Source organism: Streptomyces sp. NPDC020983, from assembly GCF_044333485.1.
Taxonomy (GTDB): Bacteria; Actinomycetota; Actinomycetes; order Streptomycetales; family Streptomycetaceae; genus Actinacidiphila.
This window is the reverse complement of sequence record NZ_JBIRRA010000006.1, coordinates 377,490-393,618: the sequence shown is the minus strand read 5'-3', so window position 1 is coordinate 393,618 and position 16,129 is coordinate 377,490. Positions and strand designations below refer to the sequence as shown.

The 16,129-nt window shown below is 74.9% G+C and carries 10 protein-coding genes; 8 read left to right on the top strand and 2 right to left on the bottom strand.

Annotation, left to right across the window (positions count from 1 at the left end; genetic code table 11):
- Positions 1 to 28 precede the first annotated feature (28 nt).
- From ACH4SE_RS16030 to ACH4SE_RS16000, 7 genes are all read left to right on the top strand, one after another.
- A complete protein-coding gene (locus ACH4SE_RS16030; RefSeq protein ID WP_398543985.1) occupies positions 29 to 346 on the top strand; it encodes a hypothetical protein in 318 nt (105 codons plus the stop codon).
- Positions 343 to 963, top strand: coding sequence for a hypothetical protein (locus ACH4SE_RS16025; protein ID WP_398543984.1), 621 nt, complete (start codon positions 343 to 345; stop codon positions 961 to 963). The genes ACH4SE_RS16030 and ACH4SE_RS16025 overlap by 4 nt, the downstream gene beginning before the upstream one ends.
- On the top strand, positions 960 to 6,134 hold the full coding sequence (locus tag ACH4SE_RS16020) for a hypothetical protein (RefSeq protein ID WP_398543983.1): 5,175 nt from the start codon (positions 960 to 962) through the stop codon (positions 6,132 to 6,134). The genes ACH4SE_RS16025 and ACH4SE_RS16020 overlap by 4 nt, the downstream gene beginning before the upstream one ends.
- A 61-nt stretch (positions 6,135 to 6,195) precedes the next feature.
- Positions 6,196 to 7,395, top strand: coding sequence for an Ig-like domain-containing protein (locus ACH4SE_RS16015; RefSeq protein WP_398543982.1), 1,200 nt, complete (start codon positions 6,196 to 6,198; stop codon positions 7,393 to 7,395).
- Between the two features lie 511 nt (positions 7,396 to 7,906).
- Complete coding sequence (locus ACH4SE_RS16010; RefSeq protein ID WP_398543981.1) at positions 7,907 to 9,106, top strand: Ig-like domain-containing protein; 1,200 nt, start codon at positions 7,907 to 7,909, stop codon at positions 9,104 to 9,106.
- 37 nt (positions 9,107 to 9,143) lie between these two features.
- Complete coding sequence (locus ACH4SE_RS16005) at positions 9,144 to 9,911, top strand: enoyl-CoA hydratase/isomerase family protein (protein WP_398543980.1); 768 nt, start codon at positions 9,144 to 9,146, stop codon at positions 9,909 to 9,911.
- Positions 9,912 to 10,200: 289 nt separating this feature from the next.
- Positions 10,201 to 10,719: an ATP-binding protein gene (locus tag ACH4SE_RS16000; RefSeq protein WP_398543979.1), complete on the top strand. Its 519-nt coding sequence runs from the start codon at positions 10,201 to 10,203 to the stop codon at positions 10,717 to 10,719.
- 371 nt (positions 10,720 to 11,090) lie between these two features.
- Here the strand turns inward: ACH4SE_RS16000 and ACH4SE_RS15995 are convergent, their stop codons facing one another.
- Positions 11,091 to 13,475, bottom strand: coding sequence for an endonuclease/exonuclease/phosphatase family protein (locus ACH4SE_RS15995; protein ID WP_398544100.1), 2,385 nt, complete (start codon positions 13,473 to 13,475; stop codon positions 11,091 to 11,093).
- A gap of 340 nt (positions 13,476 to 13,815) precedes the next feature.
- Positions 13,816 to 14,490: a TetR/AcrR family transcriptional regulator gene (locus ACH4SE_RS15990; protein WP_398543978.1), complete on the bottom strand. Its 675-nt coding sequence runs from the start codon at positions 14,488 to 14,490 to the stop codon at positions 13,816 to 13,818.
- 149 nt (positions 14,491 to 14,639) lie between these two features.
- On the opposite strand from ACH4SE_RS15990, the gene ACH4SE_RS15985 reads away from it, so the two are divergent.
- Entirely contained in the window at positions 14,640 to 16,064 is a 1,425-nt protein-coding gene (locus tag ACH4SE_RS15985) for an MFS transporter (RefSeq protein ID WP_398543977.1), read from the top strand.
- Positions 16,065 to 16,129 lie beyond the last annotated feature (65 nt).

Sequence of the window (16,129 nt, the reverse complement as noted above, 5' to 3'; positions counted from 1 at the left end):
CGGGCCGACAGCAGAAGGAGGTGTCCCCTTGTGTGAGGCGTACGAAGAGACGACGCACGACGACTACGCGCGGGAAGCCGCCGCGACCTTCGCCGCGACGGAGATACGCCCCGGGACCGTCGAACTGGCCGGCCCCTGCCCGCGCTGCCGCGGGCTGATGTTCGTCCCGGTCGTCACCGGCACGTACAAGAGCCTGCCCCTCTTCCGCCGGTCGCCCGCCCCCGCCCCCGCGCCCGCCGAGCCCGCCGAACCGGTCGTCTGCACCTGCGAGGGCGAGCACCCCGGCAGCCCCGAGGGCAGAAGCGGCTGCGGCGCCTACTGGCTGCTGCGGCTCGCCGCCTCATGAGCGCCCCCCTCCGGCCCAGGCCGGGGCCGCCCGCCGGGCCCGCCGACGCCGCCCGCGCCCGCGAGCGCCACCGGGTCCTGCGCGAGGAACTGCCCCGGGTCCGCGACGCCGCCGCCGCATGGCGCAACGGGCTCGCCGGGCTGCTCGCCGCCCTGGTCGGCTTCGGGCTCGTCAAGGGGCGCACCGAGATCGACAAGGTCGCCCCGCCGTGGCACGTCGTCATCGGCGCGCTGCTGCTCCTGGCCCTGCTGGCCGGAGCGGCGGGCGGCCTGTACCTGCTGCGGGCGGCCAACGGACCGCCCCGCCTCACCCCGCACCCCGCGGGCAGCCCCCTCACCCAGGACCACACGCGGGCCGTCGCCGCCCTCGCCGACCTGCGGCGCGGCATCGCCGGAGCGCTGGCCTGCGCCGCCTTCCTCGTCCTGGCGGTCGGCACCACCTGGTACGCGCCGCCCAGGCAACCGCCGCAGCTGCGGGTCCAGCTGCCGGGCTCCACGCTCTGCGGCGACAGCAAGGGCATCGCCCGCGGCACCCTCACCCTGCACACCACCGCCGGGGACGTGCCGGTGGACCTGGCACGGATCCTCACGGTCGAGCCGGTGGAGGAGTGCCCGTGACGACGGACGCCGCCGCCCCCGGACCGGACGCCGCAGGCGCGGACCCGCTGCTCCCGCTCGTGGCGGAGGCGGCCGCACTGCACGAGGACGGGCGGCTCGCCGCGGCCGTCGACCTGATGCGCGAGGTCGTCCGCCGCCGCCTCCCGGCGCGCGAGCCGCTGGACTCCGCCAACCTCGCCTTCCTGCTCCAGCAGACGTGGGACGCCACACGGGAACCGGACACCCTGCGGGAGGCGATCACGCTCGCCACCCACGGGCTCGGCGCCTTCGAGGGCGAGGAGCTCGACCGCAGGCGCGACCGGCTGCGGCAGTCGTGGCGGCTGCTGCACGCCACGGCCGGGATCGACGACCCCGCGGTGTTACGGGACCTGCCCTACGCGCCGGGACTGCTCACCGCCACGGGCGCGGGGACCGGGGACGGCGGGCGGGACCCGCAGCGCCTCCTCCACCACCGCCGGATCCTGGGCGACCTGTACTCGCTCACCGGCGGCCAGGACGTCGCGGCCGACCTCGTGGACGTGTGCCGGGCGGTGTGCGCGGGGGCGCGCGCCGAGCAGGACGACGGCGAGGAGGACACCGCGCTCCTCGCCCTCGCCCTGAGCTGCCTGCACGACGCCACCGGCGACCCGGCCGCGCGGGACGAGGCGATCACCCTGCTGTCGGCGCTCCACGCGAGCGCCTCCGACCCGGGCCTGCGGGCGGGGTACGCGGGCGAGCTCGCGCCCCTGCTGGACCGCCGCTCCGCCGCCCCCGGCGACCCGGCACAGACCGAGCAGGCGATCGCCCTGCTCCGGAGCGCCCTCCCGGACGCCGCGCCCGAGCACACCGGGAGGCTGCAGCGGCGTCTCGGCGCACTGCTGTCCGGCCTGGCGCACCGGACCGGCGCCTACGCACCGCTGACCGAGGCGGCCGAGGCCTACCGGGCCGCCCTGCCCGCGCTCGACCCGGACGAGCAGCCGGCCTGCACCGCCGCGCTGGCCGCCACCTTGATGCAGGCCGGGATGCGCGCGCGGTCGCGGGAGCAGGTCGACGAGGCGGCGGCGCTCGCCCGCGCGGAGGTCTCCCGCGCCGCGCACCCGCCCTCCGTCGAGCAGGCGCTGTGGCACACCCTGCTGCGGTCGGTCGACGACGTCCCGGCGACGGCCGAGCACTGCCTCGACCTGGCGGAACTGGCCCGCGAGGCGGTGGCCCGCCCCGCCGGCGACGCCCTCGCCGCGCTGCGCTGGGACCGGCTCGGGCGGATCATGACCGAGGCCGCCCGCCTCACCGGCGACGAGCGGCACCGCGAGGAAGCCCTCACCGCCGGCCGCAACGCCCTGCGCCTTCAGCCGTCCGGCCACGAGCGCGCCGCCTTCGAGGCCAACCTCGCCCACGCCCTGTACGACGAGGCGGTCGGCAAACGCGACCGCGCGGCCCTGTCGGAGGCCGCGGACCTGCTGCGACGCGCCCTGTCCCGTCTCGGGCCCGACGACCCGGACCGCCCGCGGATGCGCGGCGACCTCGCCGGGACGCTGCTGGTCATGAACGATCTGGAGCCCGACCCCGCCCTGCTCGACGAGGCGTTCGGCCACGCCCGGGCCGCCGCCGCGGCGGACGGCGGCGCCACCGATCCGCTGCTCGCCCTCGCCGGCGCGCTCCACCTGCGCGCCACACAGGACGACGACCCGCAGGCCGCCGACCTCGCCCTCGACCACTACCAGCGGGTCCTGGCCCACCCCCTCGAACCCCTCCGCCGCGCCGCCGTACTGGCCAACTACGGCTGGCTGCTGCACCTGCGCGCCCAGCGCCCGGGCGCCGGGACGGCGACCGCCGACCTGCGGGCCGCCGTCGACGCACTCAGCGAGGCGGTGGCCCTCGTCCCCGACGGGCAGCCGGGCGAGCAGCGCGACCTGCTGCACACCGCCGTCTCCCGGCTCGCCGTCACCTGCGCCGGCCTGCTCGACGGCGACGACCGCGACGAGCACCTCGACACGGCGATCCCCGCCTGGCGGACCGTGCTCGCACGGTCCACCACCCACGGCTGGACGGACTTCGCCGTCGCGGCCGGGCAGTCCGCGCACCAGGCCCACATGCGCCGCTACCACCGCCACCACCGGCGCGAGGACCTCCAGGCCGCCCTCGCCTCCCTGGCGGCCGCCCTCGACGCCGCAGGCCCCGGCCACCCCAACCGCGCCGCCGTGCTGACGTCCCTCGGCATCTGCCACCGGATCCGGTTCGGCTTCACGTCGGAGCTCGCGGACCTGGACCGCGCGGTCGAGGCGGGCACGCAGGGCCTCGACGCGACCGGTCCCGACGACCCCGACCGCGCCCACCGGCTCGGGCACCTGTCGGCCCACCACCGCGAGCGCTACTCCGAGACGGGCGCGCCCGGCGACCTCGCCCTCGCCGTCGACCTCGCCACCGCCGCGCTGGAGCTCGACCCGGACGGGGTCACGACCCGCGCCCATCTCGCCGCGGCGCTCGCAGAGCGCTTCCAGGCCAACCGCGACGACACCGACCTCTCGCGCGCCGTCGACCTCTACCGGGCCGTCCGCGACGAGGGCGCCGCGGCGCCGGCGCCCTCCGGCCCGGACGGCGACCGCCAGGCGGAGACCACGGCGATGCTCAACAACCTGGCCGGCGTCCTCCTCACGCGCTACCAGCTCTTCGCGATCCCCACCGACCTGGACGAGGGGATCGAGGCCCTGACCACCGTCCTGCGGCTCACCCCGCCCACCCACCGCGCCTACGCCCCCCGGCTCGTCAACGCCGCCCAGGCCCGGCTGCACCGCGCCGGAGCCGCGCCGTACCCGCGCGGGGCGGAGCGGCCGGACCCCGACGCCGACCGGGACGTGGCCGTCGGCTACCTGGAGACCGCGATCGGGCAGCTGCCCCCCGCCGGCTCGCACTACCGCAGGGCCCTCTCCGCGCTGCTCAGGGCGTACGTGCCCGGCGGGCGGCGGGATCCGGCGGCGTTCGACGCCGTACTCGCCCGCGCGCTGGCCGTCGTCGACGACCCGGAGGCGGCCGGGCCGCAGTGGACGAACGTGGCCCACAACGCGGCCGCCGCGCTGGCCGACCGCTGGGAGCGCACCGCAGCCGCCGCCGACCTGGACCGGGCGATCGAGATCTTTCGCGCCTGCGCCGGCCGCGGCGGGATCGACTCCGTCCTGTCCACGCTCCAGCTGGGGACCTCCCTCGCCCACCGCGCCGAGTCCGGCGGGCGGCCGGGCGACCGGGCGGAGGCCGCGTGGGTGCTGTACGGGCTGGCGTCCGACGCCACCGTCCCCGCCCGGCTGCGCTACCGGGCCGTACGGGTCTGGTTCACCGTCGCCGACCGGGACGACGCCGCGGCGACCCTCGACGGCTGCCGGCTGCTGCTGGAACTGCTCGCGCTGGCGGCCTGGCCCGGTTCCCCGCGCGAGGCCCAGGAGTCCTGGCTCGCGCAGGAGTACGGCGTGCCGGCCGAGACGGCCCGCCTCGCCCTCGACGCGGGCGAGCCGGCGGCGGCGGTGGAGTTCCTGGAGCAGGGCCGGGCCGTGCTGTGGTCAGGGGCCCTGGACCTGCGCTCCGACCTCGCCGAGGTCGCCGCGGCCGACGCGGAGCTGGCCGGCCGGCTGCTGTCCGTACGCGACGAGCTGGAGGCCCTCGCCACCGCCTCCGGCGAGGACCTCGCGCCCGAGCCGGACGGGCCGGGCACCGCGGCCCCGGGCCCGGACCCCGATCTGCTGGCGGAGCTGGAGCACGCCGTGGAGCTGGAGAGCGCCGGCGACACCGACGGGATGCTCGCGGTGCTGGACGGGCTGGCCGGGGCGGACGACCCGTGGATCGCCGCCGCGGCCGAGGCAGGCCGCGGCATCGCCTTCCGGGCCGCCGGGGCCGCGGACGACGCCAAGGCCGCCTTCGCCCGCGCGGCCGCCACCGGTACCGGCCACGCCGCGATGGCCGCGCTCGCCCTGGGCGACCTGCTGCTGGAGGAGGACGACCTGGCCGGCGCCCGCGCCGCCTACGAGCGCGCTGCGGACCTCGGCGACCCCGACGCGGCCGGGCGGCTGCGTCTGGTCGCCGTGGCCGGGGAACGCCGGTCCGAGGCGGCCCGCCTCACCAACTCCCTGGCGGCGGAGGGCGATCCGGAAGCGATGCTGCACGGCGTCCTGCGGCTCTACGGGGAGGGTGAGTACGCCGAGGCACGGCTGCTCGCCGAATTCCTCATGGGCTCGGCCGACGAGGAGGGGCAGGCCCTGCTGGGCGGCATCGTCGGTGTCGTCCGCGCCCAGGCGGGCGACGTCGCGGGCGCGCGGGCTGCCCTGGAGCAGGCGCTCGGCGGCCACGACGCCCCGGTGGCGGCGCTCGTCCTGGGCGACCTGCTGGTGTGCGAATTCACCCCCGAGGAGGCCCGCGCCGCCTACCGGCACGCCCTGACGTCCCCCGTTCACGAGGCCGCCGAGCGGGCCCGTGCCCGCCTGGCGGCGCTGGAACCGCCCGCGCCCGCCACCGGCCCGCAGCCGCCGCCGTTCGACTTCGGCCGGCACTTCGCCCACCATCTGCCCGACGCCGAGGGCGTCGCGGCGCTGCGGGCGGCCCAGGCCGCGGGCGACACGCGCGCCCGTACCCAGCTCCACCTGGCCCTGCTGCTCCTCTCCTCGTCCGGGGACGTGGGCGCCGACGCCTTCCGCCGGACGATGGCCCTCGCGGGACCGGACGACGAGGCCCTGCGGCTGTTCTGCCGGGGCATGCTCCGCAGGCAGCGCAGCGACGTGGACGGGGCGTGCGCGGCCTTCGACGCCGCCTACCGCAGGGCCCTCGACGCCGCCGACGCCGAAACGGCGTGCCTGGCCGCGGTGCACCTGGCCAAGGCGCGGACCGCGCAGGACGACGTCCCCGGCGCGGCGGCCGCCTACCGGCTCGCCGTCCGGGCCGGTCACCCGCACCTGTCGCCCATGGCGGCCTTCGACTTCGCCGGCTTCCTCGCGCACAACGGCGACACCGCCGGCGCCGAGGAGGCCTACCGCACCGTCATCGCGACCGGCCACCCCGTGCAGAGCGGCATGGCGGCCGTCAACCTCGGCGGCCTGCTGCTGGCCGCGGGCGATCTCGAGGGCGCCCGCGCCGCCTACGTCCACGCGCTGAACGGCCCCTGGCCCGACGCGGCCGAGCGCGCCCGCGGCGTGCTGGCCCGGCTGCCCGGCTGACAACGCCCCCGTGGCCGGGTGGCACGGCGTTTCCCGCGCGGCGGTGCGTCGTTGACGGTGCGTGAGAGAAGTGGTGCGGCGCGCGGTGCGCGCGGGTGCGGGGGTGCTCCTGGGCGCGGTGCTCGCCGCGGGGTGCGGTACGGGCGGCGGCGGTTCTGACGGGAAGGGGGACGGGGCCGGCGCGCAGGTGTCGCGGGCGGTCATCCGCGTCGAGCCCGGGGACGGCGCCCGGGACGTCGCCGCGCAGGGCGCGCTCGCGGTGCGCGTCGCGCACGGCACGCTCACCGAGGTCGGTGTGCGGGCGGCGGACGGCACGCCGGTGCCGGGGCGCCTCGCGGCGGACCGGCGCAGCTGGCGGCCGGACGGCAAGCTCGCACTGGCCACGCAGTACACGGTGGACGCGCTCGCGACGGACGCGCGCGGCCGCACGGCGGCCAGGCACACGGCCTTCACCACGCTCGTGCCGCAGCACACCGTGATCGGCTTCTTCAGCCCGGAGGAGGGCAGCACGGTCGGCGACGCGATGATCGTCACGCTGACCTTCAGCCGCCCGGTCGCCGACCGGGCCGCGGTCGAGCGCGCCGTGACCGTCACCGCGCAGCCGGCCGTGCGGGTGGTCGGCCACTGGTTCGGCGACCAGCGCCTCGACCTGCGCCCGGCCGCGTACTGGACGCCCGGGTCCCGCGTCACGCTGCACCTGCGGCTGCGCGACGTGGCCGCGGCGCCCGGCGTCTACGGCACGCAGTCCAAGGACGTGCACTTCACGATCGGCCGCGACCAGCGCAGCACGGTGGACGCGGCCGCCCACACCATGACCGTGCGGCGCGGCGGCCGGGTGGTGCGCAGCCTGGACGTCTCCACCGGGGCGCCGGGGCACACCACGTACAACGGCGTGATGGTCATCGCGCAGAAGTTCGCGGTGACCCGGATGGACAGCCGCACGGTGGGCTTCGGCGGCGAGTACGACATCCCCGACGTCCCGCACGCGATGCGGCTCACCCGGTCGGGCACCTTCGTGCACGGCAACTACTGGTCCCCGCCGGACGTGTTCGGCCGCACCAACGTCAGCCACGGCTGCATCGGGCTGTTCGACACCAAGGGCGGCGGCTCCGGCACCCCGGCGGGCTGGTTCTACGAGAACTCGCTCGTGGGCGATCCGATCCGGGTGGTGAATTCCCATGACGGAACGGTCGCGCCGGACAACGGAATGAGCGGCTGGAATCTCGGCTGGCGGCAATGGGTGGCCGGTTCGGCACTCTGAGTGCGTGCCGCATTTGTGCTGGTCACCTCCCCCGGACATGTGCCCACGGGCACATTCCGGTGAAAGCGCTGTGAATTGTTGCGGCAATGCCGTGAACTCACCCGTGAGGGAACCGAATCGCTCCGCGGTGCGTCCGTCTTCACGACCGTGTCGGGCAACCGCACTTTGTGCGGGGCCGCTCGCGCGGCGGATACGCCTGCACGACAGCAAGGAGTGAGTTCGATGTCCTGCGCCAACCCGGACTGCCGGAAGATGGGATGCAGCACCGACCCCCGGCCGCGGCCGTCGCAGCCACGCACACCCCGCAGGTAGCCGCCCGTACCGCCCGCCGCCCGCACCCGCCGGGACCGCCCCGATCTGGGACGCAACGGTGACATTTCCGGGCCGCCCGGAACGCCCCGCGTGTGGTTTTCTTGCGCCAGCCGGGGAGGTCCGGGGCTGAGGTGCGGGAAGCGGGCAAGGGGAGACGGACGTGAAGCCGATACGCGTGGCGCCTGGGGTCAGAAGGAAGATGTCCGCGCTGGTGCTGGGGGCGGCGCTGCTCGCGGCGGCCGCGTGCGGCGGCGGCGGGGGCGGTGACGACTCCGCGTCCGGCCCCTCCAAGGCGTCCTCGTCGGCGGCCGCCGGCGCGTCGCCGGACACCGCGCCCTCCACCGCCGTCGTCACCATCGCGCCCGAGGACGGCGCGGACAACGTCGCCACCACCGGCGAGCTGAAGGTCTCGGCGAGCGGCGGCAAGCTGTCCACCGTCGTCGTCAAGGACGGCAAGGGCGCCCAGGTGCCCGGCGAGATCAGCGCGGACGGGCTGGGCTGGACGCCCACCGGCCATCTGGACACCTCCACGCAGTACACCGTCGACGCCACCGCCGAGGACGCCGAGGGCCGCGAGTCCGACAAGCACGCGACCTTCACCACCGTCACCCCCAAGGACACCTTCGTCGGCTACTTCACGCCCGAGGACGGCTCGACCGTCGGCGTCGGCATGGAGGTCTACCTGCACTTCAACCGCCCGATCACGCACAAGAAGGCCGTCGAGCAGGGCGTGTCGGTCTCCGCGTCCCCGTCCGTCGAGGTCGCCTCCCGCTGGTACGGCAACCAGGACCTCTACATCCGCCCGGCCGACTACTGGAAGCCCGGTACCGCGGTCACCCTCCAGCTGGACCTCAAGGGCGTCGAGGGCGCGGCCGGGGTCTACGGCAAGCAGCAGAAGTCCGTGCACTTCACGATAGGCCGCCGCCAGGTGAGCATCGTGGACGCCGCCAAGCACACGATGACCGTCTACCGCGACAACAAGCTGGTGCGGACCGTCCCGATCTCCTCCGGCGCGCCCGAGCACACCACCTACAACGGCAAGATGGTGATCTCCGAGAAGTACGTCACCACCCGGATGAACGGCGACACGGTCGGCTTCGGCGGGGAGTACGACATCAAGGACGTGCCGCACGCGATGCGGCTCACCACCTCGGGCACCTTCATCCACGGCAACTACTGGGCCGCGAACTCGGTCTTCGGGCGCAGCAACACCAGCCACGGCTGCGTCGGCCTGCACGACGTGCGCGGCGCGCACGACCCCGACACCCCGGCGGCGTGGTTCTACAGCACCTCGATCATCGGGGACGTCGTCGAGGTCGTGCACTCCAAGGACAAGACCGTCCAGTGGTACAACGGCCTGAACGGCTGGAACATGCCGTGGGAGCGGTGGAAGGCCTGACCCCGGCCCGCCGGGCCGGCGCCGTAGTCTCGCCGTCATGACTGTGACCTTCGAAGTCGACGACGGCGTCGGCACCGTGACGCTCGCCCGGCCGCCCATGAACGCGCTCGACAGCGCGGTGCAGGACCGCCTCGCGGAGATCGCCCGCGAGGCGGCCGCCCGCCCCGACGTGCGGGCGCTGGTGCTGTGGGGCGGCGAGAAGGTCTTCGCCGCGGGCGCCGACATCAAGGAGATGCAGGACATGTCCTACGGGGACATGGCGCTGCGCTCCGGCCCGCTCCAGGAGGCCTTCACCGCCGTCGCCCGCATCCCCAAGCCGGTGGTGGCGGCGGTGACGGGCTACGCGCTCGGGGGCGGCTGCGAGCTGGCCCTGTGCGCGGACGTGCGGATCGCCGCCGAGGACGCCAGGCTCGGGCAGCCGGAGATCCTGCTCGGCCTCATCCCGGGGGCCGGCGGCACCCAGCGGCTCGCCCGGCTCGTCGGCCCCTCCCGGGCCAAGGACCTGATCTTCACCGGCCGCATGGTGGGCGCCGCCGAGGCGCTCACGATCGGCCTGGTGGACAAGGTGGTGCCGGCCGCGGAGGTGTACGCGACCGCGCACGCCTGGGCGGCGCGGCTGGCGCGCGGGCCGGCGCTCGCGCTGCGGGCCGCCAAGCAGGCGGTGGACGCGGGACTGGAGACCGACCTGGACAGCGGCCTGGCCCTGGAGCGCGCGCTCTTCACGGGCCTGTTCGCGACCGCCGACCGGGAGACGGGAATGCGCAGCTTCGTCGAGCAGGGTCCGGGGAAAGCACAATTCCGTTGACGCGTTACCCGGTTGAGATGTGGACGACACTCGTACAGGCACTCGAACATCGGTAGCCCGGCGGTGGCGGCCTTTCCTTAAGGAAGGCTTATGGAAACCTTAAGGATTCTCGGGCCGCCACCGATCACCGGGAAGGTTGCGTTCGGCAACACCGCAGGTCGGGGGGTGTGATTCCAGGGGATCCGTGCCAGGGGAATATGCCGAAACCCACGGGTCGAGCGCTGTCCCCCCGCCGTCCAATTCCCCGGGTTGGCACTCGGAGGGGCGCGCGGGCGGCCATCATGAAGGCATGGCGGGCAGGGGTGGATCCGAGCGGCCGCAGCGGGTGGAATCCGGTCCCGCGGCGGGCCCCTTACCCGTTCTCGCGGACGGTGCGGACGGAGTGGACGGTGCGGAGCCCGGCGTGCTGGAACTGCTGGGTGACCCCTCGCTCGCCGAGGTCCACCTCGCCTCGCGGCCCGAGTCGGCGTCCACCGCGCGCCGGCTCACGGTCGAGGTGCTGCGCACGTGGGGCCTGGCGGCGTACGGCGAGACGGTCGAGCTGCTGGTCTCCGAGCTGGTCGGCAACGCGGTGCGGCACACGGGGGCGCGCGGCTTCGGGATCCGCTTACGGCGGCGGCGCGGCTGGATCCGCGTCGAGGTGCGCGACCCCTCGCGGGCGCTGCCCTGCCTGCTCCCGGTGCGCGAGCTGGACATCAGCGGGCGCGGCCTCTTCCTGGTCGACCACCTGTCCGACCGCTGGGGCGTGGACCTCCAGCCGCGCGGCAAGACCACCTGGTTCGAACTGCGGGTGCAGGACCGCGGGTGACCCCGCCCGCCCGGCCGCGGGCGGCGCATGTGAAGAGGCCCTTCGCGTCGGGGTAACGACAGCTGGAAGGGCCTCTTCATGACCGCCGCGGAGCAGGGGGGTGTGGTCCACGGCGCTTGTGGAACGGCCGGGCTCGGGTCGATCGGCCGTTGAGACGACTCTCGCACGCCGGGCACGTCACAGGCAAGCATCTTTATCCGGCATAGCGAACATAGCGGACATAATGCTGCACTATCTGAGGGTGATGTGCGCCACCCGCCTTGCAAAGCACGGAAAATTGTCCGCACGATCTTCTAATATTCCGATGATCATACCGATGAGGGTGCGCGCGCCCGCGGGGCACGCGCACCCTCACGGGGTGCGGGCGACGGCTACGGGCGCAGCCGGATGACCTGCGGGTCGTGGTCGCTGGTCTGGTCCGCGAACTCCGCGTTGATGTGGACGACGTCGTAGTCGGTGTGCGCGGTCAGGTTCGGCGAGACCAGGATGTGGTCCAGCACCTGGGAGTTGCCCTCGTAGACGTAGGAGTAGCGCTCCCTGACCGGCAGGGTGTCGACCAGGTCGGTGAGCACCGAGCCGTTGCCGGTCAGGCTCTGCACCGCGGGCGAGAACTGGTAGTCGTTGAGGTCGCCGAGGACGACGACGTCGGCCTTCCTGTCGGCGGTCTCCAGCTGCTGGACGAAGTCGTGCTCCAGGATCGCCTGGCGCACCCGCTGCACCTCGGAGCTGCGCACCGGGGGCTGGAAGCGCGAGTCGACGCCCTGGTCGCCGCCCTTGCTGTCGAAGTGGTTGGCGATGACGAAGAGCTTCTTGCCGCGGAAGGTGAACTGGCCCACGAGCGGCTTGCGGCTGCTGTTCCACGCCTGGTCGCCCGGGGCGACACGGCCCGGGGAGGCGGTCAGCGCCGTGGCGGAGCCGGTGCCCGTGATGCCGACCGCGGTGGTCGAGTCGCCGCCGGGGATGTCGGTGAAGCCGACGCGATCCGGGTTGAAGAGGAAGACCTGGCGGATGTTGCCGCCGGGCTGGCCGCCGTCCTTGTCGTTGACCGGGTCGATGCCGCGCCACTCGTAGTGCGGGCCGCCCGCCGCCACGATCGCGTCCGTGAGCTTGGCCAGCGTCCGGTCGGCGGCGACCGTGCCGTCGTCGGTGGCGCCGCTGTTGTCCTGGATCTCCTCCAGGGCGACGATGTCGGGCGAGCGCAGGTTGTGCACCAGGCCCTGGGCGAGGGCGTCGAACTTCGCCTGGGGGTTGCCGGGCGCCAGGTTCTCCACGTTGTACGTGGCCACCGTCGCCTGGTCCGCGGAGGCCCTGGCGGTGACCTCGGGCGTGATGCCGCCGCTCGCGACCGTGCCCAGCTCGCGCGCCTCGACCGCGTACGTACCGGCGAACTGGTTGTAGTCCAGCGGCCCGGACGTCGTGCCGCGCAGCGTGTCGCCGACGTTCGCCACCGGGAAGGGCGAGGTCGCGGACGGGAGCAGCGACTGCACCATCAGCCGGCCGGAGTTGGGCTGGTCGTAGCCGGTGTAGAGGGTGCCGCCGCGCCTGGTCGGGTCCTGCTTCGGCTTGACGGTGACCCACAGCTCCGCGTACGCGTCGGTGGCGCCGACCACGCGGGTGTCCTCGATCCGGACGTTCATGCCCTCCAGCGACGCGTACAGGTCGAGCGCGTAGTCCGCGGGGCGCAGCGGGAGGTCCTCGATGCTGCCGCCGCCGGCGCTCGGCACGAAAGCGTCCGGGACGCGCGCGTCGTCCAGCACGACGGGCGCCGGCAGTGCGTTGCCGGACGAGACCTTGGTGACGGTGGGCCTGGTGATCTCGGTGACCGCCTGCACGCCGGTGTCGGCGCCGCCCGGGTAGTACTGGGAGACCGTGCCTGCCACCGTGACGGCGTCGCCGACCGCGACCGCGGGGCTGGAGCTGGTGAAGACGAAGATGCCCTCGCTGGTGCGCGGGTCGGCGTCGGGCTGCGGGTCCTGCATCCAGAAGCCGCGCGAGGAGCCGTAGTCGCGCACGCCGGTGACGACGCCGGTCACGCCGGTCACCGCCTTGCCGGCCAGCGGGCTGTTGCGGGTGTCGCCCTGGATGTCGTGGATCCTCGCCTCGACGCCCGTCACCGGCGGGGTGGTCGGGGGAGTCGTCGGCGGCGTGGTGGGCGGGTCGGTGGGGCCACTGCCCTGTCCCGCCGGCTGGGGGGTGGGCTCGCCCGCGGTGAAGTCGGCCGCGTTGTCGTCGGTGTCGGCCAGGCCCGCGCCGCGGGCGACCGACGCGGTGTTGCTCGCGCCCACCGCGGCGCCGCTGCCCTCGTGGACGAGGGCGGTGCCGTAGCCGACCAGATCCCGGACCCGCGGGTCGGCGGCGCAGTCGGCGGCCGTCAGGCAGGTCAGCGGGTCGGCGCCGGTGACCAGCGCGACGGTGCCGGAGGTGCCGGACATGTTGATGCCGCCGGTCACGTCGGCCGGCAGCGCGGTGCTGCCGCCGGCGCCCGCGGCCTCCTGGATCAGGAAGTGGCCCCCGCCGGCCAGCGTGCCGCTGAGCTGGGTGGTCTGCCACTTGGAGGTGGCGGAGGGCGCGCCGGGCAGGTACTGCACGGTGTAGCCGCTCAGGTCGACGGACGCGCCGCCGGCGTTGGCCAGCTCGACGAAGTCGTTGGTGTAGACGGCGCCGGAGTTGCCGCCGCCTCCGTAGACCTCGGATATCAGGGCGCCGGCCGAGGGCGTCGCGAAGGCGGCGTGCACGCCGATACCGGCCAGCACCATGGCGCCTGCCACGCCGATCGGCAGGAAGCGCTTGCGGAAGCCGGCGGGCAGCTGCGCCGCCGGGCGTGGTGACGTCTCGGTGGCCTCAGAGGGGTCCGACACCGGGGGCATCTCCTTCGTGCGGAGCGGTCGTTGGTGACGGCGCGTCACCTCGGGGCGGTACGCGCACGGTCGTGCTCAAGATACGCGCGTAGACCCACCAGGGAAGGGGTTTTCCGGTGAATTCTGGGTTCCGCCCGCCGCTCGCACGGCTTACCGGCCGATTCGTCCCGGGTCGCGCACGTGACCGCGCGTCACGTACGCCCCACGCGTACCGGCTCGCGCGCGGTGGCGCGGCCGGTCAGCGGGCCGCGGCGGACTCCGCGCGGGCGGCGTCCCGGATGCCGCTCACGATCATGTCGACGCCGCGGCCGAAGTACACCGCGGTGTCCGCGCACGCGGCCAGCGGCTCGGCGGCGGCCACGATGTGCGGGTAGCGGCGCGGGGAGAGGGCGAGCAGTGTCGCGCGCTTGGCCCGTACGGCGTCGTCGCCCTCCTCCGGATCGGCGCCGGGCGGCGGGCCGGGGGCCACGATCGCCAGCGCGACGAGCGAGCCGAGGGTGTGGCTCGCGGTCTCCGCGCTGCGCTCGACCGACAGCCCGCCCTCGGCCATGAGGGCGAGTGCCCGCTCGGTGACGGCCAGGCCGGGATCGGTCGTGACCATGCCGCGGAAGGCCAGCACCGCGGCGTTCGGGTGCGGGCGCAGCGCCTCGACGAAGGCGCCGAGCACGTCGCGCAGCTGCTCGTCCCAGGGCCGGTCGTCCGGCTCGGGCAGCGCCGCGCCGGACAGCAGCCGGTCGGCGAGGGCGAGCAGCAGGCCGTCCTTGTCGGGGAAGTGCCGGTAGAGCGCCATCGGCGTGACGTCGTGCTCCTGCGCGATCCGGCGGACGGTGACGGCTTCGAGGCCCTCGGCGTCCGCGACGGCGAGCGCGGTGGTCACCAGGTCCTCGCGGTTCAAACGCTTCTGTGCGGCCATCTCCGCATCCGCACCTTTCGCTCGCAGTTCCCCGCTCGGTCGACAGCGTACACACGGCCGGCCGGGCAAGCTGTTTACAACGTAAGCGCTCTGTGTATGGTTAGCACGTAAGCATACGCTGTAAACATCCTCCCTTCGAGGTAGCAACCATGCGACGCAGTCCCTGGGCCACCCTCACGGTGCTGGCCCTCGCCCAGTTCATCGTGGTGCTCGACGTCACGATCGTGAACGTCGCCCTGCCGCACATCCAGACCGACCTCGGCTTCACCCCCGACGGCCTGCAATGGGTCATCAGCGCCTACACCCTCGTCTTCGGCGGCTTCCTGCTGCTCGGCGGCCGTGCGGCCGATCTGCTCGGTGCCCGCCGGGTCTTCGTCGCCGGCCTCGTCCTCTTCGGCATCACCTCGCTGGCCGGCGGCCTGGCCGGCTCGCCCGGCCTGCTCGTCGCCGCCCGCAGCGTCCAGGGCCTCGGCGGCGCCCTGCTCTCGCCCGCCGCGCTCGGCATCCTGACCGTGACCTTCCCGCACGGCAAGGAGCGCAACATCGCGATGGGCGTGTGGGGCGGCCTCGCCGGGCTCGGCGGCACCCTCGGCGTCGTGGTCGGCGGCTTCCTCGTCGACGCGCTCAGCTGGCGCTGGGTCTTCATCGTCAACGTGCCCCTGGTGGCCGCCCTGGTGGCCGTGACGCCGCTCATCGTCCGCCCGGTCGCGGCACAGCGCGCCAACCGCTCCTTCGACGTCCTGGGCGCGGTGCTCGCCACCGGCGGACTGCTCGGCGTCGTCTACGGCGTGGTGCGCGCCGAACCGCTCGGCTGGTCCTCCGCCGAGGTCGTCGGCTGCCTGGCCGGCGGGGCCGTGCTGCTCGCCGCCTTCCTCGCCGTCGAGTCCCGCGCCGCCGCGCCGCTGGTGCCGATGCGGCTGCTGCGGTCGCGGAGCCTGAGCACCGCGGGCGGGACCATCGCGCTCAACGGCGCGGCCTTCCTGTCGATGTTCTTCCTGACCGCGATCTTCCTCCAGCAGGTGCGCGGCGACAGCGCGCTGCGGACCGGCGTGGAGTTCCTGCCGATGGGCGGTGCCGCCATCGTCGCCGCGGTCGTGGCCAGCCAGCTCGTCACGCGGTTCGGCACCCGCCCGGTGCAGACCGCCGGCGGCGTACTGGGCGTCGCGGGTCTGCTGCTGCTCTCGCGGGCCGACGCCACCGGGTCGTACCTGAGCCAGATCGTGCCGGGCACGGTGCTGTTCGGCTTCGGCCTCATCGCGGTGGCCGTGCCCGCCCAGATCGCCGCCGTCGCCGAGGTGCGGCACGACGACGCGGGTGCGGCCTCCGGCGTCTTCACCGCCTTCCAGCAGGTGGGCGGCGCGATCGGGCTCGCCGTCGTCACCACGTTGGCGAACTCCCGCACCGCGCACGAACTCGCCTCCGGCGCCTCGCAGTCCGACGCGCTGGTGGCCGGCTTCCAGCGCGGCCTGCTGGTGGCGGCCGCCCTCGCGGCGGGCACCCTGGTCGTCTCGCTGGTCTCGCCGCGGATCGAGCCGACCGCCGAGCAGGTCGCGGCCGCGGCCGCCGCGGCGTAGTACGGCCTGCGGTACGGGCGGCGGCCGGGTCCCGGACGGGGGAGCGCCCGGCCGCCGCCGCACGC

What these genes read in the sequence shown, in the direction of transcription:
- ACH4SE_RS16025 (WP_398543984.1), top strand. Translation starts at nt 343, where the DNA reads ATGAGCGCCCCCCTCCGGCCCAGGCCGGGGCCGCCCGCCGGGCCCGCC.
- ACH4SE_RS16010 (WP_398543981.1), top strand. Translation starts at nt 7,907, where the DNA reads ATGTCCGCGCTGGTGCTGGGGGCGGCGCTGCTCGCGGCGGCCGCGTGC.
- ACH4SE_RS16005 (WP_398543980.1), top strand. Translation starts at nt 9,144, where the DNA reads ATGACTGTGACCTTCGAAGTCGACGACGGCGTCGGCACCGTGACGCTC.
- ACH4SE_RS16000 (WP_398543979.1), top strand. Translation starts at nt 10,201, where the DNA reads ATGGCGGGCAGGGGTGGATCCGAGCGGCCGCAGCGGGTGGAATCCGGT.
- ACH4SE_RS15995 (WP_398544100.1), bottom strand. Translation starts at nt 13,475, where the DNA reads ATGGTGCTGGCCGGTATCGGCGTGCACGCCGCCTTCGCGACGCCCTCG.
- ACH4SE_RS15990 (WP_398543978.1), bottom strand. Translation starts at nt 14,490, where the DNA reads ATGGCCGCACAGAAGCGTTTGAACCGCGAGGACCTGGTGACCACCGCG.
- ACH4SE_RS15985 (WP_398543977.1), top strand. Translation starts at nt 14,640, where the DNA reads ATGCGACGCAGTCCCTGGGCCACCCTCACGGTGCTGGCCCTCGCCCAG.